The sequence below is a fragment of the Kitasatospora sp. NPDC001225 genome, assembly GCF_053597855.1.
This window is the reverse complement of record NZ_JBSFJC010000015.1, coordinates 1-22,443: the sequence shown is the minus strand read 5'-3', so window position 1 is coordinate 22,443 and position 22,443 is coordinate 1. Positions and strand designations below refer to the sequence as shown.

The following is a 22,443-nucleotide window of genomic DNA, read 5'->3' as shown; positions in this document are numbered from 1 at the left end:
CCCGTTCGTCGCGGCGCCCGTGGCCCTGGAACTGACACCGACTCCGGCGCCGACACCGGCGCCCGGCTGCACGGGCAGCACCGCCGTCTCGGCGCTCGCGGACCTGGGCCCGGCCTCGGACTTCGGCCCGGGCCGTGCCCCGTTCGTCGCAGCGCCGGTGACCCCGGCACTGACACCGGTACTGGCACCGCCATTGGCGCCGGCACCCGGCTGCGCGGGCCGCACCGTCGGCGCGGGGCTCGCGGGCTTGGGCCCGGCACCGGCACCCGACGTCGCGGGCGGCACCACCGGAACGGAACTCGCGGGCTTGGGCCCGGCGCTGACACCGGCCTCGGCGCCCGACCTCGCGGGCGGCACCGGCGCCGCAGGGCTCGCGGGCTTCGACCCGGCGCCGGCCTCGGGACCGGCACCCAGCCGCGCGGGCGGGACCGTCGACGCGGGGCTCGCGGGCTTGGACCCGGCCTCGGGCTTCGGACCGGTCCGCGCCCCGCTCGTCGCAGCGCCCGTGGCCCCGGCGCTGACACCGGCACCGGCACCAGTGCCGGTACCGCCACCGGCGCCCGGCTGCGCGGGCGGCGCCGCCGTCTCCGCGCTCACGGGCGCCTCCGGCGGCTTCCCCTGGTCCGCCTCGGCCGCCAACGCCCAGTTCACCGCCGGGAGCCGGAACCCGCCCGGCCTCCGCTCCGGCCCGCCGCGCTGCTCCTCGCCCACCATGCATCCCCTGTGCTCGATGACACTCCTGTGGGGAGCTACGGCCCGCACGGCCGAACCGGTTCAGCCGAAATCGGCGCGCCTCGGACCCGACCGTCCGGACCGGCTCCGCGCCCGCCACCGGCCGGGTCCCACCCCGCGCCCCTCCCACCGACCACGTCCCTGTGTTCCGTCCGACGGCCGGCCGCCCGTGCGGGGTTCACCGGGTGGTTCAGAAGGACCAGGAGAGCGGCTCTCCGGTGTACGGGTCCAACCGCTCCTCGATGCGGCGCCGCTCCTCACGCCAGTGGACGAAGTGCGGGGACGGATCGCCCCAGAGGGAGGCGTCGCTGAGCGGACAGCGGTCGAAGCCCTCGGTGAACAGGCGGCGCAGGAACTCCGCCATCCCGCAGTCGTAGAGCTGCCAGTTCGGCGACCCGTGACGCTCCCACACCAGGACCGGCCACCTGTCGGAGTCGTCGTCGACCGTGAGCCAGCCGAGGATGTCCGCTCCGCAGCTCACACCCCACGCGATCACCGAGTCCGGCCCGGCCTCGACGCCGGCCGGCCCGCCCTCGGTCGACCAAAGGCTCCGCAGGATGGCGGTCTCCCCGGCCGCGCTGCCGAAGCCCGGGCCCTCGGGCGGTGCCGTGCTCGCCTCGGGGGCCAGGACGCCGAACGCCTCGTCGATTCCACCGGCCCCGTACGTGGCCATGAACGCCACGTAGTCGGCGGGGAACCGGACGCCCCAGGCCTGGCCCACCGCGGCCCAGTCCACCTGCTCGTCGGCGCCGTCGTGCGGCGACATGACGGCCTTCAGTGCGGCGACGGATGCTTCCCCTGCTTCCATGACCCCTCCTGTGGTCCGGCTCCGGGACGCACCGTATCCGGCCCCACCGACAGTCAGTCGGCGGGGCCCGAGCCGACGCCCAGGGCGAGGGCGTAGCGGGAGGGGTCGGCGGGGCGGACGCGGTCGGCGGGGGCAACGGCGTCGCGGCGGGCGAGCCAGGTGCGCAGCCGCTCGGGGCTCGGGCGGACGCCGCCGATCTCGTGGAGCAGGACCCGGGCCGGACGGCCCTCCTCCGGGTCCGCCGGCTGGACCTCGACCACCTCGAACTCCGCGCCCGGGACGAAGACCACCATGGGCGGGTCGCCCGGCTCGCCGAAGGCCGAGCTGCGGCGGCCGCCGACGGACCAGATGGCGAACTCGATCCCGACGTCCTCCCCCAGGTCCGCCTCGGGCACCGCCAGGGCGGTCACCGGGGCCCGCTCGGTCAGCACCGTGCCCGGGGCGTACGCGGCGAGGTCGCAGGCCCGCGCCGGACCGGCGACCAGCACACCGCCGTAGTACCCGGGCAGCCGCCGCAGGCCGGCGGCCAGGCAGCGCAGGTACGGGCCGTAGCGGCCGGGCTCGCCGGAGCGGGCCGCCGCGAGGAGTTCGGCGCGCGGGGCCAGGGGGCCGGAGTCGCCGGCGTGCAGCAGGAGGGCGACCAGCTCGGGCCCTTGGTCGCCGTCCTCCGCCTGGGCGCGCAGGGCGGGCAACCGGGTGGCGACGTCCTCGGCCCGTCGGGCCAAGGGCTCGTAGGCGGAGCCGAGTTGGGCGACCAGGGCCTCGCCGTCCCCGGCCGGGGTGGCGGGCTCCGACGGCTCCGGCTCCGGCGCCGGGGACGGTTCCGGGGCCGGGGGCGTCGCAGCGGGCAGCACTGGTTCGGGCTCGGGATCGACTTCCGGGGCCTCGGCGACCGGCTCCTCCACCTCAGGCCCAGCGAGCAACTCGGGCTCTGCTACCAGGACTTCGGCAACCGACTCCTCCTCATCGGGCTCCTCCGCGACCACCTCAGGGGCCAATATTGTTCCCTCATGGGCCTCCCCTGGAGCCTCCGCCGCCAACGCCCCTACCGAAGTCGGCACCGGCTCCGAACCGAGCACGGCCACCCGCACCTCCGCGGCCTCGACCGCCTCCTCGCCGACCCAGTCCAGCCCGTACTGCCGCGCGCAGAACCGACCCACCGCGGCCGACTCCACGTCCAACACCCCCGCCACCACGAGCGCGAGGCGTACCGGCCCGGCCGGGAGCGAGCCCAGCACCGTACCGAGGTGGTCCCAGACCGCGTCCGGAACCGGGCGGCCCGGCGTGCCCACGACCAGCACGGGCTGGGCCGGGTCCGGCCGACGCAGCCGGGGGCCCCGCTCCGGGGTAGCGGCCGGGCGCAGCCACAGTCCGGCCGCCACCGCCTCCACCTCCCAGCCGGGGAAGGCCGGGTAGCGCGCCGCCCCGAGCACCGAAGGCGGCGCGGGGAGAGCCGGAAAACGGCCCGCCCCAGGGGCCGCGGGCGGGCCGGGGAGAGCCGGAAGCCGCCCCACTCCGGGCCCCGCGGGCGGGCCGGGGAGAGCCGGGAAACGCCCCGCCCCAGGCCCCACAGCCGGGCCCGGGAAGACCGGGTAGCGCCCCGCGCCGGGCACCGGAGGCGGGCCGGGAAAGGCCGGGAAGCGGCCCGGACCGGGCCCCGCACCCGGGCCGGGGAGAACCGGAAAGCGCTCCGCCCCAGACCCCACACCCGGGCCGGGCCCGACGCGCCAGCCGACGGCGGTGACGGTGCGTTCGCGCGGGCGGGCGGACAACTCGATGAGGTACGGTTCCCAGCCCTCGCCCCCGTCCGGCGCCACGTGGACGTGCCGCACGCCGCACCCGGGCGCCCCCGGCAGGCCCGACCTGGCCACCGGCACGCCGATCGCCGCCCGCACCTCCTGCCCGAGCGAGGCCGCCAGCACGGCGGCCGTCTCGATGAGTTCGAGCGGCGCGGCCCACGGCGCGCTCAGCGCGAGGTACTCCCGATGGGGCGCCTGCTCCTTCAACAGGGTCGCCGCGCTGGCCAGTTGGGCACCGCTGGGCAGTGACCGGGCGGGCGCGCCGACGATCATCAGCAGCCGGTCGCGCGGTGCGAAGGCCCGGTCCAGCACGGCGGGGCGGACCGGTCCCACCGCCGCGTCGGTGATCCAGTACGCCCCGCCGGCCAGCGGGGTGATGGTCGCGTCGGCGGGCCAGCGGCCGCCGAGCGGCTCCGCTCCCCCGCCGGGCCGGCAGCGCCACCACGTCCCGTCCACGGCCGGCAGGGTGCCGTCCGGCTCGACGCTGACCACCGTGTCCGGCGCGACGACGGTCAACCCGCTGCGCCGGGCGAGCAGTTCGGCGGGCCGCCGGCCGTCGGGGCCGACCGCGGCCAGTCCGGAGGCGGCCAGCACCAGCACGTCGGCGTCGCGCCCGCGCGCGGCCCGGGCGAGTTCGTCCAGCGAGGCGAGCAGGACGGGCGCCGCGTCCTCGGCGGCGGCGAGCAGCAGCAGCGCCCCCGGCTGGGCGCGTACGGGCGCCAGCGCCTCGGCCAGTCCGTCGGCCTCCGCGCCGGGCGGTGCGATCACGTAGTGCGCGCCGAGCGCCCGCAGCGTCGAGGCGCCGACCGCCTCCGGGGCCTCCACAGCGCCCATCACTCCTCCTCCGCCGGGCCCGTCGTGGCGCCCCGGGTGGTGCGCCGGGTGGGGGTGTCCGGTGCGCCGGGCTCCGCCCGCAACACATCCGGGACCGCCCTGTTCAGCACGACCGGGTGCGCCCGCACCTGGTCGCGTCGGGACTGCATCCACTTCCTCCCGGGTTCCTCGCGGACGCGCCCGCCGCTTCGCGGACGCACCGCTGCGCGCCCACTACGGTCCTACGGCCCCCGGCACCGGCCCGGTTCAGCGGCCTCCGGACCGGATTGTCGGACCCCTCTGCCACACTGCCCCCGGACGCACGGATTCGAAGGGGGTCCCTCATGACGGCGCTGTGGATTCCCCCGGTGTACGGGGACACCGGGGCCTCGGTCCGGCTGCTGCGCGACTACTTCACCCGGCGGCGGGCGAAGGGCGACCACTACTACACGGGCGCCCACTTCGAGCGGCTCGCCGGCGGCGGTGACCGCCCGGAGACGGCGGACGCCTTCACCGCCGACGACCTGCTCGCGATCACCATGCTGAGCGTCTCGGTCGAGCCGCACGGAGCCGTCGAGCTGCTCACCGACCCCGACGGGCACTGGGGCCGGCTGCTGTCCGCGATCCCCCGCGACGCCCGACTGGAGGACCCGGCCAGTGCCCCGCTGATCGCCCCCGGCGGGCCGGCCGCCGAGCTGTGGGACCGGCTGGCGAACCCCCGCGCCGCGTACCCGGGCAAGCCGGACGGCGTCGGCCCCGTCGTCGCGGGCAAGCTGCTGGCCCGCAAGCGGCCGCACCTGATACCCGTCTACGACATCCGGGTGAAGGCGCTCTTCCGGCGGCCGAAGGTCGACACCACCTTCTGGTCCGCGCTGGCCGACGCCCTGCGCGCGGACGGCGGGGCGTTCCGCGCCCGGTTGGCGGAGCTCCGCACGGAGGCCGGGATCGGCGAGGACATCGGCGTGCTGCGGGTGCTGGACGTCATCGCCTGGATGCACCAGGGCGAGGCCGGGCAGGCGACGGGCTGACCCCGCGTCCCGCCACCGGGCGGACCTCCGCCGAGCGGGTCCGGGACCGACGGCGGCGGGCCCGGGGACCAACGGCGGCGCGCGCGGGGACCGCCTCCGCGTCAGCAGTTCGTCAGCGGAGTGTCGGCAGCCGTCAATAGCCCGTCAATCCGGAGCCCGGTGCCCCCGGACGGCCCGAAGCTGGACGGACCACGCCTGCACGACCCGCAGGTCGCTCCGGAGGTGAGCCACATGTCCGTCCTCGCTGCCTTCCATTCTGACGTCCCCGACGCGCGCCGCCACGGCCACGGCCTGCGCGGCGCCTGCGCGCGGGTGCTGGACCGGCTGGCCGCCAGCCCGCTCGACAGCACCGTGCTCGGTGCCCTGGGCGCGCCCCGGCCGGCCGCCCGTCCGGCCGGTCTGCGCGCCCGCTGGCACCCCGTGCCCCGGCCGGACGGCACCACCGCCCTCGAATCCACCTGGCACCCGGACCGCTGACCCTGCCCTCCCGCGCCCGATAGCCGCCGAGCACGGCCGGACGGCCATTCGGCGCAGCGCTCCCCCGCACGGCACGGCCCCCCTCCCGGGTGCGCGCCTATCGTGGGCGAATGACCGATCGTCGGACCGCCGGGCCTGGTACGGCCCGGGTGGGCCACCTCGTCGCCGCCGCCGCGTTCGCCGTCTGCATGGCGGGCACCACGCTGCCCACCCCGCTCTACGGCCTGTACCAGGAGAAGCTCGGCTTCTCCGAGCTGACGGTGACGGTCGTGTTCGCGGTGTACGCCTTCGGTGTCATCGGCGTCCTGCTGCTGATCGGCAACGTCTCGGACTCCGTCGGGCGCCGGCCCGTGCTGCTCTGCGGGCTGGTCTGCTCGGCCGCCAGCGCCGTGGTCTTCCTGACCGCGGACAGCGTCGCCCTGCTCTGCCTGGGCCGACTGCTGTCCGGGTTCTCGGCGGGCCTGTTCACCGGCACCGGGACGGCGTACGTGCTGGAGCTCGCCCCGCCCGGGCACCAGGCCCGCGCGGGCTTCGTCGCGACCGCCGCCAACATGGGCGGGCTCGGCTGCGGGCCGCTGCTGTCGGGCCTGCTCTCGCAGTACGCCCCGTACCCGCTGGTGCTGCCGTTCGTCGTGCACCTGGGGCTGCTCGCGGTCTCCTTCGCCCTCACCTGGATGCTCCCGGAGACGGTCGCCGGGGCCCGTCCGCTGCGCACGGCCCGGCCCGACCGGCCGGCGCTGCCGCCGGAGGTCCGCCGGGTGTTCGTGCCGGCCGGGATCGCCGCGTTCGCCGGCTTCTCCCTGCTGGGCCTGTTCACCTCGGTCAGTCCCGCCTTCCTCGCCACCGGTCTGGGCGTCCACAACCGCGCGGTGGTCGGCCTGGTCGTCTTCACGGCCTTCCTCGCCTCCACCCTCGGCCAGCTCCTGGTGCCCCGGCTGGGCACCGCCCGGGCGGTGCCGCTGGGCTGCCTGGTGCTGATCGCCGGGATGGCCCTGCTGGCCGCCTCGCTCGCCTGGGAGAGCCTGCCGCCGCTGGTGCTCAGCGCCCTGGCGGGCGGCGCCGGGCAGGGCATGGGCCTGCGCGGGGCGGTGGGCGAGGTGGCCGCGGCCGCTCCTCCCGAGCACCGCGGCGGCGCCCTCTCGGCGCTGTTCGTGGTCGCCTACTTCGGCATCTCGATCCCGGTCATCGGGGTGGGCCTGCTGACCGGGCCGCTCGGCCTGACGCACGCGGGCCTGGTCTTCGCCGCCTGCATGGCGGTGCTCGCCGCCGCCTCCGGCCTCTACCTGCTGCGCCAGGCGCGCGCCGCGGGCTGACCTCGCGAGCCGATCCCGCGCGCCGCCGTACGCGCCCCCCGCACGCCGTCCGCGCGCGCCCGCCGCCGGCCGCCGGTACCCGCTTGCCGCCCAGGCCGGGTACCGATAGACACGAGCCAGACACCCCGCGCACCACCCGGAGGCCTCCGCCATGAGCGTGACGAGTCGGTACCTGGACGCCTGGGAGGGCTTCTGGCGCGACGCGCCCGAGGAACCGGGCGGGGTGATCTGGGACGCGGAACCGGCCCGCAGCGCCGAACGCCACCTCACGCTGCTCCGCCCGCACCTGGCGGACCCCGCGCTGCCCATCGTCGACCTGGGCTGCGGCAACGGCACCCAGACCCGCTTCCTCGCCGAGCGCTTCCCGCTCGCCCTCGGGGTCGACCTGTCCGCCGCCGCGCTGGACCTCGCCCGGCGCTGCGACCCGGCCGGGCGGGCCGAGTTCACCCGGTTGGACGCCACCGACCCCGAGGCCGTCCGGGCGCTCCACCAGCGCCTCGGCGACGCCAACGTGTACGTGCGCGGGGTGATCCACCAGAGCGAGCCGGCCGACCGCCCACGGGTGGTCGAGGCCATTCGCATCCTGCTCGGGGACCGCGGCCGGGCCTTCGTGTTCGAGCTCGCCGAGGCGGCCAAGGGCGTGCTGGGCGAGCTCGTCCACGCCCCGGACGGTCCGCCGCCGAAGCTGCGCCCGGTGTTCTCGCACGGGCTCGCCCCCGCCGAGGTCGCCGACGCGGTCTTCCCGGAGCTGTTCCGCGCGGCCGGCCTCGACGTCCTCGCCACCGGCGAACTGCCGCTGGCCACCACGGAGTCCGCCGCCGACGGCTCCCGGATCGAGCTGCCCGCGCACTGGCTGGTCGCCGGGCCGGGCGGTTCCGCGCCGAACTAGGCCCGGACCGCCGACGCCGCCTGCCCCTGCTCGTCCTCGGGTCGGATGTTCAGGTTGCCGCGCAGGACGTCGGCCGGGTCGTACGCCTTCTCCACGGCCGCGAGCCGGGCGTAGTCCGAGACCGAACGGCTCGTCCACCAGCACAAGTTGCTCGACGTCATCACGGTCGACAACATCATCGGCATGGACTACTTCCGTGACTCCCCGCCACGGGCTGCCGAGAGCACGTGGGGCCTGCGCATCCGGGGACCGGACGTCCTCCAGGTCCGCGACCGCCGCGCCCCGGACGCCTCGGCCCGCTTCGCCCTGGACCACCCCGACCTGGTGGCCACCTTCCAGGCCTGCCTGACCCCCACCGCCCTGGACGACCTCGGCAGTACGGGCCGTGAGGCGGTGTCCGTGCCGGCGTCCGAGGGCCTCGTGCTCGTCACCCGGGGCTGGGCGGTGACGCTCCCGCCCCGCATCCGCCACTGGACCGTGCCCGACACAGGAGTTTGATACATGGGATCCTCCACGGCCGAGGAGTCGTCCATACCCCCGGAGTCCGGCCCGCCCGCGACCCCGCCCGCGACCCCGGCCCCGGCCAAGGCCCCGGAATCCGTACCGCTGCGCCGGCACCGGCCGCTGCTGCTGCTGGTCACGGAGCAGACGACCAGCTCGGTGGGGCGTCAGGTCACCGCGCTGGCGCTACCGCTGCTGGCCATCGCCCACCTGCACGCCGGCCCGCTCGGCGCCTCGGCGCTGATGGCGATGACCTACCTGCCCGGCGTCCTGCTCAGCCCGCTGATCGGCGTGGCCGTCGACCGGGCCCGGCTGCGGCGGATGCTGGTCTCGGTGTCCTGGCTGCAGGTCCCTGCCATCGGCAGCGTGCCGCTCGCCGCCGCGCTGGACGGCCTGACCTGGCCGCACCTGTTCGCCGCGGCCGCCGCCTCCGGGGCGCTGAACTCCGCGCAGGGCGTCGCCCTGCAGTCCTGTCTGCCCCGGGTGGTGCCCCCGGACCGCCTGCTGCCGGCCAACTCCTCGCTCACCGGGGCCCGGACCATCGGCCTGATCGGCGGGCCGGCGCTCGGCGGCATCCTGATCGGCCTGATCGACCCGGCCCCGGCGCTGCTGGTCGAGTGCGCCGCCTACCTCGTCGGCGGGGCCCTGTTCCTCGCGCTGCCGGCCGCGCTGAACCGGTCCGCGCAGGAGGCGGGCAGCGGCGCGCGCTCCCGCCTCGACGCCCTGCGGGAGGGCCTCGCGGTCATCCGGCGCGAGACCCTGCTGCGCCGCCAGGCGCTGGCCGCGGCCGGGCTCAACCTCGGCGGCGGGGCCGGCGGCGGCCTGTTCGTCCTGTACGCCGACCGGGAGCTGCAGCTGTCCCCGTGGCAGCTCGGCACGGTCTACGCCGCGTACGCCGTCGGCATGGGCACCGGCGTGCTGGTCGCGACCTCGGTGACCCGGGCGCTGGGCATGGCCCGGGCCATCCGGCTGTGCGCCGTGGGCGCGGGCGCCGCCCTCTTCCTCATCCCGGCGGCCTCCCTGGGGCTGTCCTTCGCCGTGCTGGTCCTGTACCAGCTGCTGTTCGGACTGATGGCCACCATCTGGTCGATCGCCATGACCACCGGGCGTCAACTCGTCACCCCCGCCCACCTGCTGGGCCGCGTCAACGCCTTCCTCCAGGCCGTGCTGACCGCCACCCTGCCCGTCGGCGCCTTCCTCGGCGGGTGGCTCGCCTCCCGGGTCGGCATCGTGCCGGTGCTGGTCGGCGCGGCGGCCGTCGCCCTCGCGGGCGCGAGCAGCCTCTGGTTCCCGCGCGACATGCTCGCGGAGATCGAGCGGGCGGCGGAGCGGAAGACCGTCCCGGAGACGCCCTGAGGCCCGTCCCGGAGAGGCCCTGACGCCCGCCCCCCGGGGCGCCGGGGCCGTCCGGCTACGCCGTCCCGCCGTCCGTCCGCACCTCGGGGCGTCCAGGCTCGGCCCAGAGGGTGTGGAAGCTGCCCGGGCGGTCGGTGCGGCGGTAGGTGTGGGCGCCGAAGAAGTCGCGCTGCCCCTGGATCAGCGCGGCGGGCAGGTGCGGGCTGCGCAGGGTGTCGTAGGAGGCGAGCGCGGCGGAGAAGGCCGGCACCGGGATGCCGTGCTGGGCCGCGCCGGCCACCACCGTGCGCCAGGCCGCCTGGGCGTCGGAGACCTCGGCCGCGAACTCCTCCTCGGCGAGCAGGCTGACCAGGTCGGGGTTGGCCGCGTGGGCGGCACGGATCCGGTCGAGGAACGCGGCGCGGATGATGCAGCCGCCGCGCCAGATCCTCGCCACCGCCCCCAGGTCGATGTCCCAGCCGTACTCGGCCGCGGCGTCGCGGATCATCGTCCAGCCCTGGTCGTAGGCGATGACCTTGGACGCGTAGAGGGCCTGCTCGACGTCCCGGGTGAAGCGCTCGGCCTCGTGCGGGCGCAACTCCTGCCGGCCGCCCCCGGGCAGCGGCCGGTAGGCCGCCCGCAGCTCGGCCCGGGCGGAGGCGACCCGGGCGAAGGTGGCCTGGGCGATGGCGGTGACCGGGGAGCCGAGGTCGAGGGCGGTCTGGACGGTCCAGCGCCCGGTGCCCTTCTGCTCCGCGGCGTCCTGGACGACGTCGACGAAGGGCTCGCCGGTGGCGGCGTCGGTGTGGGCGAGCACCTCGGCGGTGATCTCGATCAGGTAGGAGTCGAGCCGCCCCTCGTTCCAGCGCCGGAAGGTCTCGGCGATCTCGGCGGGGGCGTACCCGCCGACCTCCCGCAGCAGGTGGTAGGCCTCGGCGATGAGCTGCATGTCGGCGTACTCGATGCCGTTGTGCACCATCTTCACGAAGTGGCCGGCCCCGTCGGTGCCGATGTGGGTGCAGCACGGGTCGCCGTCCACGTGGGCGCTGATCCGCTCCAGCATCGGGCCGAGGACGGCGTAGGACTCGGCGGAGCCGCCGGGCATCACCGAGGGGCCGTGCAGCGCGCCCTCCTCCCCGCCGGAGACGCCGGTCCCGACGAAGTGGATGCCGCGCTCGCGCAGCGCCCGCTCCCGGCGGCGGGTGTCGGCGAAGTGGGCGTTGCCACCGTCGATGAGCATGTCGCCCGCCTCCAGCAGCGGGGCGAACTCCTCGATGACCTCGTCGGTGGCCCGGCCGGCCTTCACCATGATCAGCAGCCGGCGGGGGCGCTCCAGCGCGGCCACCAGCTCCTGCGGCGACCACGCCGGGACGAACGCGCCCTCGTGGCCGAACTCCTCGACCAGGGACTTGGTCCGGCCCTCGCTCCGGTTGTGCACCGCGACCGTGTAGCCGTTGCGGGCGAAGTTCCGCGCCAGGTTGCGGCCCATCACCGCGAGCCCCGTCACGCCGATCTGTGCCGATGCCTCCATGGCGGGTGCTTCCTTCCTCGGGGAGTCCCCCGGCGGGGCTCGCGGGCCTGCGCCGCGGGTTCCCGGGGCGGCCGTGGCCGCCCGCCGACGCGCGCCGCGGACCCAGCCCGGCGCCACGGGCGGTCGGACTACATGCTCACCGGCCGCACCCGCCCGCCGCGCGGGGGACTCCCCCGTTCAGGTGCCCCGACCCGGCGCCCGAACCTTCCGCGACAAGCTCTACCGCACCGCCTCGACCGCTTCCGGCTCGGCCTGCGGCCGGTGCCCGGGCAGCTGCCCGGTCGGCAGGTCCCGGTGGCGGCGGATCGGGGAGCAGTAGAGGAAGAGGGCCGCCGCCGGTACGCCCGCGGTCAGGATCCACAGGGCCGGGCGCAGGCCGAGCCAGGTGCCGAGCGCGCCCCCGAGCAGGGCGCCCAGCGGCATCGTCCCGTAGTTGAGGAACGCGGAGCTCGCCACGAGCCGGCCGAGCACGGCGCTCGGGACGTAGCTCTGGACGAACCCGGACTTGATGACGTTGCCCGCCACGATGCCGATCGCCACCCCGCTGTAGGCGAGGACGATCATCAGCAGGCCCCACCCGGGGCCGGCCAGCGGGATGAGCAGGGCCAGCGCCGGCAGCACCAGCTCGAACACCAGCAGGGCGCGTCCGCTGCCCAGCCTGGCGCTGACCCGGCGCACGACGAACGCCCCCAGCACACCGCCGATTCCGCTGACCATCGCGAGGCTGCCGATCTCGCCGGAGGACAGGCCGACCTCACGGACCAGGAAGACGACCATGAGCGACTGGTACCCGGTCAGGGCGAGGTTGGACGCCGCTCCGAAGAGCGCCAGGCTCCGCAGGAAGGGGTCGCCGAAGAGCAGTCCCAGCCCCTCCCGGATCTCCTTGGCCATGGCGCCGCGCGGCCGTTGGACCCGCTCGGGCGCGGACTCCCGGTGCCGGATGGCGACCAGGCAGAGGGTCGCCATCAGGAAGGTCGTCGTGTTGACGAGCATCCCGTTGGCGGCGCCCGCGAGTTGGATGAGCAGGCCGCCGCAGCCGAGCCCGGCGATCTGCGCCGCGGAGGCGCTGCCCTGGAGCTTGGCGTTGCCCTCGGCCTGGTCCTCCGGTTTCACCAGGTCCGGCAGGTAGGCGGTGTACGCGGTCTGGAAGAACACCGTGGCGGCGCCCGCGAGCAGGGCCACGAGCAGCAGTTGGGTCACCCCCAGCACTCCGGCCCACGCCGCGACCGGAACGCTGGCGAAGAGCGCGAAGCAGATGACGTTGGCCCAGAACATCACCTGCCTGCGCCGCAGCCGGTCCACCCAGACGCCCACCGGAAGGCCGATGACCAGCCACGGCACCCAGGGCGCCGCGCTCAGCAGGCTGACCTCGAAGGTGTCGGCGTGCAGGGTCGACACGGCGATCAGCGGAACGGCGAGGACCGTGACCGACTGGCCGAAGCGCCCCGCCGTCTCGCCTAACCAGAGGAGCCGGAAGTCCCGGTGGCGGCGGAGCAAGCCGCCACGTGTGCCGTTGCCCATTGAACGCTCCGATCTGTCGCGGTAGGAAATCCGAACTGCCCGGAGCCGCCCACTGGTTGCGTCCCCTCCGGCACCCCGCGGCCGACGCCGGCGCGGGGAGCAGGACCGCCGCGCGGCCCGTACGCCGGTCGGCGCACGGGCCGCCGGCCCCGCCGGCTAGGACCGGTCGCGCCCGCCGGCCAGCCAGGCGGCGAGAACGGGGCCGATCTGGGCGAGCTGATCGGGCCTCGTCATTTCACCATGCCGCCCGGTCACCCGGTGCACCTCGATCCGACCGGTGACGTGGGCCCGCCAGTCCTCCGGCCGCACCGGGGGGCGCGGCTCCTCCCGGGTCGCCTCGAAGAACAGCACATCGCCCCTGAACGTACGGGACTTGAAGGAGTCCAGCACCGCGATGTTCGCGAGGAAGACCCTGGCCATCGCCTCCAGCGCGGCGTCGCCGAGCAGAGCGAACGGACCGTCCGCGGCCCGCGCGGACTCCGGGTCGTGGCCGAGCGACTCCAGGAGCGCCCCGACGGCCTCCGCACCGGTCAACTCCCGGGCCGGTTCGGCCGATCCGCCGCCACCCCCGCTCGGGAAGCTGTCCATCAGGGTGAGTGCCTCGACCTCCTCGCCCTCCTCCTGGAGCCGGACGGCGAGTTCGTGCGCCACGACCCCGCCGAACGACCACCCCAGCAGTGCGTACGGGCCCTGCGGCTGGACGGAGCGGATCAGCGCCAGGTAGTCGTCGACCATGGCGTCGAGGACGGCCGGAACGGCCTCGGGGGCCAGCAGGCCGCGGGCCTGGAGACCGTACAGGGCACGGCCGCCGTCGAGGTGGCGGAGCAGGCCCGAGTAGACCCAGCTGACGCCGGCCGCGGGGTGCACGCAGAACAGCGGCCGGGCCGCCGGGCCGCTGCTCCTGCGCAACGGCAGCAGGGTGGCGAACGCACCGTCCCCGTCCCCCGCGTCGTCCAGCCGGCCGGCGAGCGCGGCGACGGTGGGGGCGTCGAAGACGTCCCGGATGCCGATCTCGGCGCCGAGGGCGGTGCGGATCCGGCCGATCAGCCGGGCCGCGAGCAGCGAGTGCCCGCCCAGGAGGAAGAAGTCGTCGTCGATGCCCACCGACGGCACCCCGAGGACCTCGGCGAAGACCGCGCACAGGATCTCCTCCTGTGCCGAGCGTGCGGCCCGTCCGCCGCCTCCCGCACCGGCGACCGGCGCCGGCAGCGCCCGCTGGTCCAGCTTGCCGTGCGAGGTCATCGGCAGGTCCGCCAGCACCACGACCGCCGACGGCAGCATGTGGCGCGGCAGACGGCCCGCGGCGAAGCGCTGCAGCTCCTCCGGGTCGGCCGCCCGGTCGGCGGCCGGCACCACGTAGCCCACCAGGCGCTTCTCCCCCGGCTGGTCCTCGCGCACCACCACGGCGGCCTGCGCCACCGCCTCGTGCGCCATCAGCACCGCGGCGACCTCGCCCGGCTCGATCCGGAAGCCCCGGATCTTCACCTGGTCGTCGGCACGCCCCACGTACTCCAGGGCGCCGTCGGCGCGCCACCGCACGAGGTCGCCGGTGCGGTACATCCGCTCGCCCGCCGCACCGAACGGATCCGCCACGAAGCGCTCGGCCGTCAGGCCCGGCCGGCCCAGGTAGCCGCGGGCCAGGCTCTCCCCGGCGATGTACAGCTCGCCGGGAACGCCCGGCGGGACCACCCGCAGGCGGTCGTCCAGGACGTAGAGCCGGGTGTTGCGGATCGGCCGGCCGATGACCGGCCGCTCGTACTCGCCGATCACGGCGTTCGTGCTGTACACGGTGCACTCGGTGGGACCGTACTGGTTGTTGGCGGTGACCCCGGCCCGCCGCAGAACATCCCAGAGCGCCTCGTCGACGGCCTCACCGCCGACGTCCACGATCCGCGGGCGGGAGGCGCGCTGCTCGGAGAGCATCCCCAGCTCGACCAGCTGCCGGCAGTAGGTCGGGGTCGTCTCCAGGTAGTCGATCCGCTCGCCGTCGATGTAGTCGACCAGGAGCTCCGGCGTCCGGCGCGTCTCGTCGTCCACCAGGTGCAGCTCGTGGCCGTCCAGCAGCCAGAAGAGCAGCAGCCAACTGGCGTCGAAGGTCGTCGCCCCGATCATGGCGGCCCGCAGGGGACGGCCGGCCGAGGCGATGTCGGCCCGGTAGACGTCCTCCCGGTGGCTGTGGACCAGGTTGGCGAGGGAGCGGTGCTCGACGAGCACGCCCTTCGGCGTCCCCGTCGACCCGGAGGTGAAGATGGCGTACGCGGCGTGCCCGGGACGCAGGGGCGCGAGCCGGTCGGCGTCCGACACGTCGGCGTCGGAGCGGCGGGCCAGCTCGGCGCCCAGCGACGGCTCCGCCGGGTCCAGCAGGTGCGGCACCCGGCCGGCCAGACCGGCGAACCGCTCGGCGGTGTCCCCGCCGGTGATCACCAGGCCGGGCCGGCAGTTGTCGAGCATGTACCCGACCCGCTCGACCGGGTACTCCGGGTCGACCGGGACGTAGCAGGCCCCGGCCTTCAGGATCGCCAGCAGCGAGACGACCAGGTCCGTGCCCCGCGGGAGCAGGACGGCCACGGACTGCTCCGGCCCCACCCCGCGGTCGATCAGCAGCCGCGCCAGGCGGTTCGCCCGAGCGTTGAGCTGACGGAACGTCAGAACCTCGCCCTGGAAGACGAGCGCGGTCGCGTCCGGCGTCCGCCGGGCGTGCCCCTCGAAGACCTCCGGGACCAGCCCGGTGTCCGCCGGGACGCGCGTGGTGTCGTTCCACTCGACGAGGATCTGCCGGCGCTCGGCCGGGCTCAGGATGTCGACCGCCTCGATCGACTGGTCCGGGTCCGCGACCAGGGCGGTCAGCAGCCGGAGCAGGCGGTCCGCCAGCAGGGCCATGGTGTCGCGGTCGAAGAGCTCGGTGGCGTAGTGGAGAACGGCGAGGATGCCGGAGGGGGCGCCGGCGGCGTCGCGGTTCTCGACGCAGGTGAGGTTGAGGTCGAACTTGACGGGCGGCATCCCGAAGGACTCCGGCTGGGCGGTGAGGCCCGGGAGTCGGAGGGTGCCCTCGTCGTTGTTCTGCAGGACCAGCATCACCTGGAACAGCGGATGCACGGAACCGGAGCGAACGGGGTTCAGCTCCTCGACCAGCCGCTCGAACGGCAGGTCCTGGTGGGTGAACGCCGCCAGGTCGGTGTCCCGGACCCGACCCAGCAGGTCGCCGAAGCTGGGGGCGTCCGAGAGGTCCGTCCGCAGGACCAGGGTGTTGACGAAGAACCCGACCAGGTCGTCCAGCGCCTGGTCCGAACGTCCGGCGACGACGGTGCCGATGGGGATGTCCGTGCCGGCTCCGAGGCGGGACAGCAGGGCCGCCAGGGCCGCGTGCAGGACCATGAAGAGCGTCACGCCGTGCCGGCGCGCCACCGCGTCCAGTTCGGCGTGCAGCTCGGGGCCGACGTGGAACTGCAGCAGGTCGCCCTCGTGCGAGGCGGTGGCGGGGCGGGGCCGGTCGAAGGGCAGGGCCATCTCCTGCGGCGAACCCCTCAGCGCCTCGGACCAGTAGGCGAGTTGCTGGTCCATGGTGTCGCCGAGCTGGTTGTGCTGCCAGAGGGTGTAGTCCGCGTACTGGACGGCCAGCGGCTCCCAGTCGGGGACGAGGCCGGCCAGGCGGGACCGGTAGGCCGAGGCGATGCCCGACCAGAGCGGGCCCGAGGACCACCCGTCGCTCGCGATGTGGTGCAGGGTCAGGACCAGGACGGACTCGGTCGCGCCGAGGGTGAACAGGGCCACCCGCAGAGGGAGTTCGGCGGAGAGGTCGAAGGTGGTGAAGGCCTCGGCCTCGATCCGCCCTGCGGCCTCGTCGGCCGTGCACGGCTCGACCCTGAAGGGCACCTGGACGTCCTCGGCGGGCAGGACCAGCTGGCGGGGCTGGCCGTCGACCGCCGGGTAGACCGTCCGCAGGGCCTCGTGGCGGCCGACCACGTCGCCGATCGCCCCGCGCAGGGCCTCCACGTCCACCGCGCCCTGCAGGCGGAACGCGAACGGGCTGTTGTAGGTGGCGGAAGCGCCTTCGAGCTGGTCGAGGAACCACAGCCGCTGCTGGGCGAACGACAGCGGCAGCACCTCCGGCCGCTCACCCGCCACCAGCGCCGGACGGGCCGGACGGCCCTCCTTCAGCTTCTCCATCACCCCGACGACGGTCGGGTTGCGGAAGAGGTCGCGGATGCCCAGCTCGGCGTTCAACGTGGTACGAATCCGGCTGATCAGGCGCGTCGCCAGGAGCGAATGGCCGCCCAGAGCGAAGAAGTTGTCGTCGATACCCACCGACGGTACGCCGAGGACCTCGGCGAAAAACGCGCACAGGATCTCCTCCTGCGCCGTCCTCGGACCACGATGCCCCTGCACCTCCACAGCCTCGACCGCGCCGGCCCGGGCCCGCTCCGCCCGGCTGAGGAAGTACCGCTCCTGCTCGGGAGAGTCGAACACCTCCCAGCCGGACACCGGAACCTCCGGATCCCCGACGGCCACCCCGAGCAGCCGGATCAGGCGGTCCGCCAGCAGGGTCATGGTGTCGCGGTCGAAGAGGTCGGTGGCGTAGTGGAGAACAGCGAGGATGCCGGAGGGCGCGTTGGCGGCGTCGCGGTTCTCGACGCAGGTGAGGTTGAGGTCGAACTTGGCGGGTGGCGTCCCGAAGGACTCGGGCTGGGCGGTGAGGCCCGGGAGTTGGAGGGTGCCCTCGTCGTTGTTCTGCAGGACCAGGAGCACCTGGAACAGCGGGTGCCGGCCCAGCGAACGCACCGGGTTCAGCTCCTCCACCAGGCGCTCGAACGGCAGGTCCTGGTGGGTGAACGCCGCCAGGTCGGCGTCCCGGACCCGGTCCAGCAGTTCGCCGAAGGTCGGCTCCGCCGAGACGTCGGTCCGCAGGACCAGGGTGTTCACGAAGAACCCGACCAGGTCGTCCAGGGCCTCGTCCGAACGCCCGGCCACCACCGTGCCGATGGGGATGTCCGTGCCGGCGCCGAGGCGCGACAGCAGAGCCGCCAGAGCCGCGTGCAGGACCATGAACAGCGTCACGCCGTGCCGACGCGCCAAGGCGTCCAGTTCGGCGTGCAGGCCGGGGTCGACGTGGAACTCCAGCAGCTCACCCTCATGCGAGGCGGTGGCGGGGCGGGGCCGATCGAAAGGCAGAGCGACCTCCTGCGGCGCATCCCTCAGCGCTTCGGACCAGTAGGCGAGTTGCTGGTCCATGGTCGCGCCGAGCTCGTTGTGCTGCCAGAGCGTGTAGTCCGCGTACTGGACGGCCAGCGGCTCCCACTGCGGGACGAGGCCGGCTAGGCGGGCCCGGTAGGCCGAGGCGATGCCCGACCAGAGCGGGCCCGAGGACCACCCGTCACTGGCGATGTGGTGGAGGGTCAGGACGAGGACGGATTCCCCTTCAGTGGCAGTGAACAGCACTACCCGCAAGGGAAGTTCGGTCGAGAGCTTGAAAGTGGCGAAGGCCTCGGCTTCGATCCGCTCGGCCAGCTCGTCGGCCGTGCACGGCTCGACCCTGAACGGCACCTGGACGTCCTGGGCGGGCAGGACCAGCTGGCGGGGCTGGCCGTCTATCGCGGGGTAGATCGTCCGCAGGGCCTCGTGGCGGCCGACCACGTCGCCGATCGCCCCGCGCAGGGCCTGGACGTTCACCGAACCGTGCAGGCGGAACGCGAACGGACTGTTGTAGGTGGCGGAGGCGCCTTCGAGCTGGTCGAGGAACCACAGCCGCTGCTGGGCGAACGACAGCGGCAGCACCTCCGGGCGCTCACCCGCCACCAGCGCCGGACGCGCCGGACGGCCCTCCTTCAGCTTCTCCATCACCCCGACGACGGTCGGGTTCCGGAAGAGGTCGCGAATGCCGAGCTCAGCATTGAGGGTCGTGCGGATCCGGCTGATCAGTCGGGTCGCGAGAAGCGAATGCCCGCCCAGAGCGAAGAAGTTGTCATCGATACCCACCGACGGAACCCCGAGGACCTCGGCGAAGAACGCGCACAGGATCTCCTCCTGCGCCGTCCTCGGACCACGATGCCCCTGCACCTCCACAGCCTCGACCGCGCCGGCCCGCGCACGCTCCGCCCGACTGAGGAAGTACCGCTCCTGCTCAGGCGAGTCGAACACCTCCCAGCCGGACACCGGAACCTCCGGATCACCGACCGCCACCCCGAGCAAGCGCACCAACCGCTCCGCCACCAGACCCGCGGTCCCCTGGTCGAACAGATCGGTCGCGTACTGCAGAACGGCAGTGATACCGGCAGGCGCGTTGGCGGCGTCACGGTTCTCGACGCAGGTGAGGTTGAGGTCGAACTTGGCGGGTGGGGTCCCGAAGGACTCGGACTGAGCGGTGAGGCCCGGGAGTTGGAGCGTGCCCTCGTCGTTGTTCTGCAGAACGAGCATCACCTGGAACAGCGGGTGCCGGCCCAGCGAACGCACCGGGTTCAGCTCCTCCACCAGCCGCTCGAACGGCAGGTCCTGGTGCGTGAACGCCGCCAGGTCCGCATCCCGGACCCGGCCCAACAGCTCACCGAAGGTCGGCTCACCCGACACATCCGTCCGCAGGACCAGGGTGTTCACGAAGAACCCGACCAGGTCGTCCAAGGCCTCATCCGAACGCCCGGCCACCACCGTGCCGATCGGGAGGTCCGTCCCCGCGCCGAGGCGCGACAGCAGAGCCGCCAGAGCCGCGTGCAGGACCATGAACAGCGTCACGCCGTGCCGACGCGCCAACGCGTCCAACTCCGCGTGCAGCTCGGGGCCGACATGGAACTCCAGCAGCTCGCCCTCGTGCGACGCGGCTGCAGGACGGGATCGGTCGAAGGGCAGGGCCATCTCCTGCGGCAGCTCTCCCAGCGCGTTACGCCAGTACTTCAACTGCTCGTCTAGGATCTCGCCCAGCTGGTTGTGCTGCCAGAGCGTGTAGTCCGCGTACTGAACGGCCAGCGGCTCCCACTGCGGGACCAGGCCGGCCAGACGGGACCGGTAGGCCGAGGCAATACCCGACCAGAGCGGGCCCGAGGACCAGCCGTCACTGGCGATGTGGTGCAGGGTCAGGACGAGGACGGACTCGGTCGTGCCGAGGGTGAACAGGGCTACCCGCAACGGAAGTTCAGCGGAGAGGCCGAAGGTGGTGAAGGCCTCGGCCTCGATCCGCTCGGCCAGCTCCTCGGCCGTGCACGGCTCGACCCTGAACGGCACCTGGACGTCCTGGGCGGGCAGCACCAGCTGGCGGGGCTGGCCGTCGACCGCCGGGTAGATCGTCCGCAGGGCCTCGTGCCGGCCGACCACGTCACCGATCGCCCCGCGCAGGGCCTCGACGTCCACCGCGCCGTGCAGGCGGAACGCGAACGGGCTGTTGTAGGTGGCAGAGGCGCCTTCCAGCTGATCGAGGAACCACAGCCGCTGCTGGGCGAACGACAGCGGCAACACCTCCGGCCGCTCACCCGCCACCAACGCCGGACGCGCCGGGCGACCTTCCTTCAGCTTCTCCATCACCCCGACGACGGTCGGGTTACGGAACAGGTCGCGAATGCCGAGCTCAGCATTGAGGGTCGTGCGGATCCGGCTGATCAGGCGCGTCGCGAGAAGCGAATGGCCGCCCAGGGCGAAGAAGTTGTCGTCGATACCCACCGACGGTACGCCGAGGACCTCGGCGAAGAACGCACAGAGGATCTCCTCCTGGGCCGTCCTCGGACCACGATGCCCCTGCACCTCCACAGCCTCAACCGCGCCGGCCCGGGCCCGCTCCGCCCGGCTGAGGAAGTACCGCTCCTGCTCAGGCGAGTCGAACACCTCCCAGCCGGACACCGGAACCTCCGGATCCCCGACCGCCACCCCGAGCAACCGCACCAACCGCTCCGCCACCAGACCCGCGGTCTCCTGGTCGAACAGATCGGTCGCGTACTGCAGGACCACCGTGATACCGGCAGGCGCATTGGCGGCGTCACGGTTCTCGACGCACGTCAGGTTGAGGTCGAACTTGGCAGGCGGCGTCCCGAACGACTCCGTACTCACCACGACATCCGGGAGCTGGAGCGTGCCCTCGTCGTTGTTCTGCAGAACGAGCATCACCTGGAACAGCGGGTGCCGGCCCAGCGAACGCACCGGGTTCAACTCCTCCACCAGCCGCTCGAACGGCAGGTCCTGGTGCGTGAACGCCGCCAGGTCCGCATCCCGGACCCGGCCCAGCAACTCACCGAAGGTCGGCTCGCCCGACACATCCGTCCGCAGCACCAGCGTGTTCACGAAGAACCCGACCAGATCGTCCAAGGCCTCGTCCGAACGCCCGGCCACCACCGTGCCGATCGGGAGGTCCGTCCCCGCACCCATCCGCGACAGCAGAGCCGCCAAGCCCGCGTGCAGGACCATGAACAGCGTCACACCATGCCGACGCGCCAACCCCTCCAACTCCGCGTGCAGCTCGGGGCCGACATGGAACTCCAACAGCTCACCCTCATGCGACGCGGCGGCAGGACGGGGCCGGTCGAAAGGCAGGGCCACCTCCTGCGGCGCGTCCCTCAACGCCTCGGACCAGTAGGCGAGTTGCTGGTCGAGAGCCTCCCCGAGCTGGTTGTGCTGCCAGAGGGTGTAGTCCGCGTACTGGACGGCCAGCGGCTCCCACTCCGGGGCGGCTCCGGCCAGCCGGGCCCGGTAGGCCGACGTGACCCCCTGCCAGAGCGGACCGGAGGACCAACCGTCGCTGGCGATGTGGTGCAGGGTCAGCACCAGGACCGACTCGTCCTCGCCAAGCGCGAACAGCACGACCCGCAAGGGAAGTTCGACGGAGAGGTCGAAGACGGCGAAGGCCTCGGCCTCGATCCGCCCCGCCACCTCCGAAGCCGCGCACGGCTCGACCCTGAACGGCACCTCGACCTCACCGGCCGGCAGCACCAGCTGACGGGGCTGGCCATCGACCGCCGGATAGACCGTCCGCAGCGCCTCATGCCGCCCGACCACATCGCCGATCGCCCCACGCAGCGCCTCCACGTCCACCGATCCGTGCAGCCGGAACGCGAACGGGCTGTTGTACGTGGCGGAAGCACCTTCGAGCTGGTCCAGGAACCACAGCCGCTGCTGGGCGAACGACAGCGGCAGCACCTCCGGACGCTCACCCGCCACCAACGCCGGACGCGCCGGGCGGCCGTCCTTGAGCTTCTCGGCGACGCCGACGACCGTGGAGGCGTCGAACAGGTCGCGGATGCCGAGTTCGGCGCCGAAGGTGCCGCGGATGCGGCTGATCAGCCGGGCCGCGAGGAGCGAATGGCCGCCCAGGGCGAAGAAGTCGTCGTCGATCCCCACCGACGGCAGGCCCAGCACCTCCGCGAACACCACGCACAGGATCTCCTCCTGCGCGGAACGCGGCGCCCGACCGCTCGGCTCGACAGCGACGGCGGCAGGCGCGGGCAGCGCGCGCTGGTCCAGCTTGCCGTTCGGCGTGATCGGCAGCGCCTCCAGCACCACCACCACCGACGGCACCATGTGACGCGGAAGCCGCCCCACGGCGAAACGCCGCAGCTCGTCGGGATCGATCTCCCGGCCCGCGACCGGCACCACGTAGCCGACCAGGCGCTTGTCGCCCGGCCGGTCTTCCCGTGCCACGACCGCGGCCTGCGCCACCGCCTCGTGCCCCAGCAGCACCGCCGCGACCTCACCCGGCTCGACCCGGAAGCCCCGGATCTTCACCTG

Annotated in this window: 13 protein-coding genes; 6 read left to right on the top strand and 7 right to left on the bottom strand. The window is 74.2% G+C overall.

Annotated features, from left to right (window positions below):
* Positions 1–922: 922 nt before the first annotated feature.
* From ACWDCZ_RS07540 to ACWDCZ_RS07530, 3 genes are read right to left on the bottom strand one after another with little or no spacing between them, the layout of a single operon-like run.
* Positions 923–1,540, bottom strand: a complete 618-nt coding sequence (locus ACWDCZ_RS07540; RefSeq protein WP_449815463.1) for an SMI1/KNR4 family protein — start codon at positions 1,538–1,540, stop codon at positions 923–925.
* Between the two features lie 53 nt (positions 1,541–1,593).
* Complete coding sequence (locus tag ACWDCZ_RS07535) at positions 1,594–4,173, bottom strand: hypothetical protein (RefSeq protein WP_449815462.1); 2,580 nt, start codon at positions 4,171–4,173, stop codon at positions 1,594–1,596.
* Positions 4,173–4,322, bottom strand: a complete 150-nt coding sequence (locus tag ACWDCZ_RS07530; RefSeq protein ID WP_449815461.1) for a hypothetical protein — start codon at positions 4,320–4,322, stop codon at positions 4,173–4,175. The genes ACWDCZ_RS07535 and ACWDCZ_RS07530 overlap by 1 nt, the downstream gene beginning before the upstream one ends.
* A 174-nt stretch (positions 4,323–4,496) precedes the next feature.
* On the opposite strand from ACWDCZ_RS07530, the gene ACWDCZ_RS07525 reads away from it, so the two are divergent.
* The 4 genes from ACWDCZ_RS07525 (at position 4,497) to ACWDCZ_RS07510 (ending at position 7,859) form a co-directional block, all read left to right on the top strand.
* On the top strand, positions 4,497–5,180 hold the full coding sequence (locus ACWDCZ_RS07525) for a DUF6308 family protein (protein ID WP_117492929.1): 684 nt from the start codon (positions 4,497–4,499) through the stop codon (positions 5,178–5,180).
* 231 nt (positions 5,181–5,411) lie between these two features.
* Positions 5,412–5,657, top strand: coding sequence for a hypothetical protein (locus ACWDCZ_RS07520; RefSeq protein WP_375873703.1), 246 nt, complete (start codon positions 5,412–5,414; stop codon positions 5,655–5,657).
* 110 nt (positions 5,658–5,767) lie between these two features.
* On the top strand, positions 5,768–6,970 hold the full coding sequence (locus tag ACWDCZ_RS07515) for an MFS transporter (RefSeq protein ID WP_380776453.1): 1,203 nt from the start codon (positions 5,768–5,770) through the stop codon (positions 6,968–6,970).
* 151 nt (positions 6,971–7,121) lie between these two features.
* The gene (locus ACWDCZ_RS07510; RefSeq protein WP_449815460.1) at positions 7,122–7,859 is read left to right on the top strand and encodes a class I SAM-dependent methyltransferase; all 738 of its coding nucleotides are present in this window, start codon (positions 7,122–7,124) and stop codon (positions 7,857–7,859) included.
* Here the strand turns inward: ACWDCZ_RS07510 and ACWDCZ_RS07505 are convergent.
* Positions 7,856–8,020: a hypothetical protein gene (locus ACWDCZ_RS07505; RefSeq protein ID WP_449815459.1), complete on the bottom strand. Its 165-nt coding sequence runs from the start codon at positions 8,018–8,020 to the stop codon at positions 7,856–7,858. The genes ACWDCZ_RS07510 and ACWDCZ_RS07505 overlap by 4 nt on opposite strands.
* Here ACWDCZ_RS07505 and ACWDCZ_RS07500 point away from each other — a divergent pair.
* The gene (locus ACWDCZ_RS07500; protein ID WP_449815458.1) at positions 8,007–8,357 is read left to right on the top strand and encodes a DUF5825 family protein; all 351 of its coding nucleotides are present in this window, start codon (positions 8,007–8,009) and stop codon (positions 8,355–8,357) included. The two genes, ACWDCZ_RS07505 and ACWDCZ_RS07500, sit on opposite strands and share 14 nt — an antisense overlap.
* A 3-nt stretch (positions 8,358–8,360) precedes the next feature.
* Positions 8,361–9,716, top strand: coding sequence for an MFS transporter (locus tag ACWDCZ_RS07495; RefSeq protein ID WP_449815457.1), 1,356 nt, complete (start codon positions 8,361–8,363; stop codon positions 9,714–9,716).
* A 55-nt stretch (positions 9,717–9,771) separates the two neighbouring features.
* On the opposite strand, the gene gndA is transcribed toward ACWDCZ_RS07495, so the two are convergent.
* The 3 genes from gndA to ACWDCZ_RS07480 all read right to left on the bottom strand — a co-directional run.
* Complete coding sequence (gndA, locus tag ACWDCZ_RS07490; protein WP_049657393.1) at positions 9,772–11,226, bottom strand: NADP-dependent phosphogluconate dehydrogenase; 1,455 nt, start codon at positions 11,224–11,226, stop codon at positions 9,772–9,774.
* Positions 11,227–11,445: 219 nt separating this feature from the next.
* On the bottom strand, positions 11,446–12,747 hold the full coding sequence (locus ACWDCZ_RS07485; RefSeq protein ID WP_449815456.1) for an MFS transporter: 1,302 nt from the start codon (positions 12,745–12,747) through the stop codon (positions 11,446–11,448).
* A gap of 156 nt (positions 12,748–12,903) precedes the next feature.
* Positions 12,904–22,443 (bottom strand): amino acid adenylation domain-containing protein (locus ACWDCZ_RS07480; RefSeq protein ID WP_449815455.1); only part of this gene is annotated, 9,540 nt, incomplete at its 5' end.

Coding starts and splice junctions, on each gene's coding strand:
- ACWDCZ_RS07540 (WP_449815463.1), bottom strand. CDS start 1,540: ATGGAAGCAGGGGAAGCATCCGTCGCCGCACTGAAGGCCGTCATGTCG.
- ACWDCZ_RS07535 (WP_449815462.1), bottom strand. CDS start 4,173: ATGGGCGCTGTGGAGGCCCCGGAGGCGGTCGGCGCCTCGACGCTGCGG.
- ACWDCZ_RS07530 (WP_449815461.1), bottom strand. CDS start 4,322: ATGCAGTCCCGACGCGACCAGGTGCGGGCGCACCCGGTCGTGCTGAAC.
- ACWDCZ_RS07525 (WP_117492929.1), top strand. CDS start 4,497: ATGACGGCGCTGTGGATTCCCCCGGTGTACGGGGACACCGGGGCCTCG.
- ACWDCZ_RS07520 (WP_375873703.1), top strand. CDS start 5,412: ATGTCCGTCCTCGCTGCCTTCCATTCTGACGTCCCCGACGCGCGCCGC.
- ACWDCZ_RS07515 (WP_380776453.1), top strand. CDS start 5,768: ATGACCGATCGTCGGACCGCCGGGCCTGGTACGGCCCGGGTGGGCCAC.
- ACWDCZ_RS07510 (WP_449815460.1), top strand. CDS start 7,122: ATGAGCGTGACGAGTCGGTACCTGGACGCCTGGGAGGGCTTCTGGCGC.
- ACWDCZ_RS07505 (WP_449815459.1), bottom strand. CDS start 8,020: ATGACGTCGAGCAACTTGTGCTGGTGGACGAGCCGTTCGGTCTCGGAC.
- ACWDCZ_RS07495 (WP_449815457.1), top strand. CDS start 8,361: ATGGGATCCTCCACGGCCGAGGAGTCGTCCATACCCCCGGAGTCCGGC.
- gndA (WP_049657393.1), bottom strand. CDS start 11,226: ATGGAGGCATCGGCACAGATCGGCGTGACGGGGCTCGCGGTGATGGGC.
- ACWDCZ_RS07485 (WP_449815456.1), bottom strand. CDS start 12,747: ATGGGCAACGGCACACGTGGCGGCTTGCTCCGCCGCCACCGGGACTTC.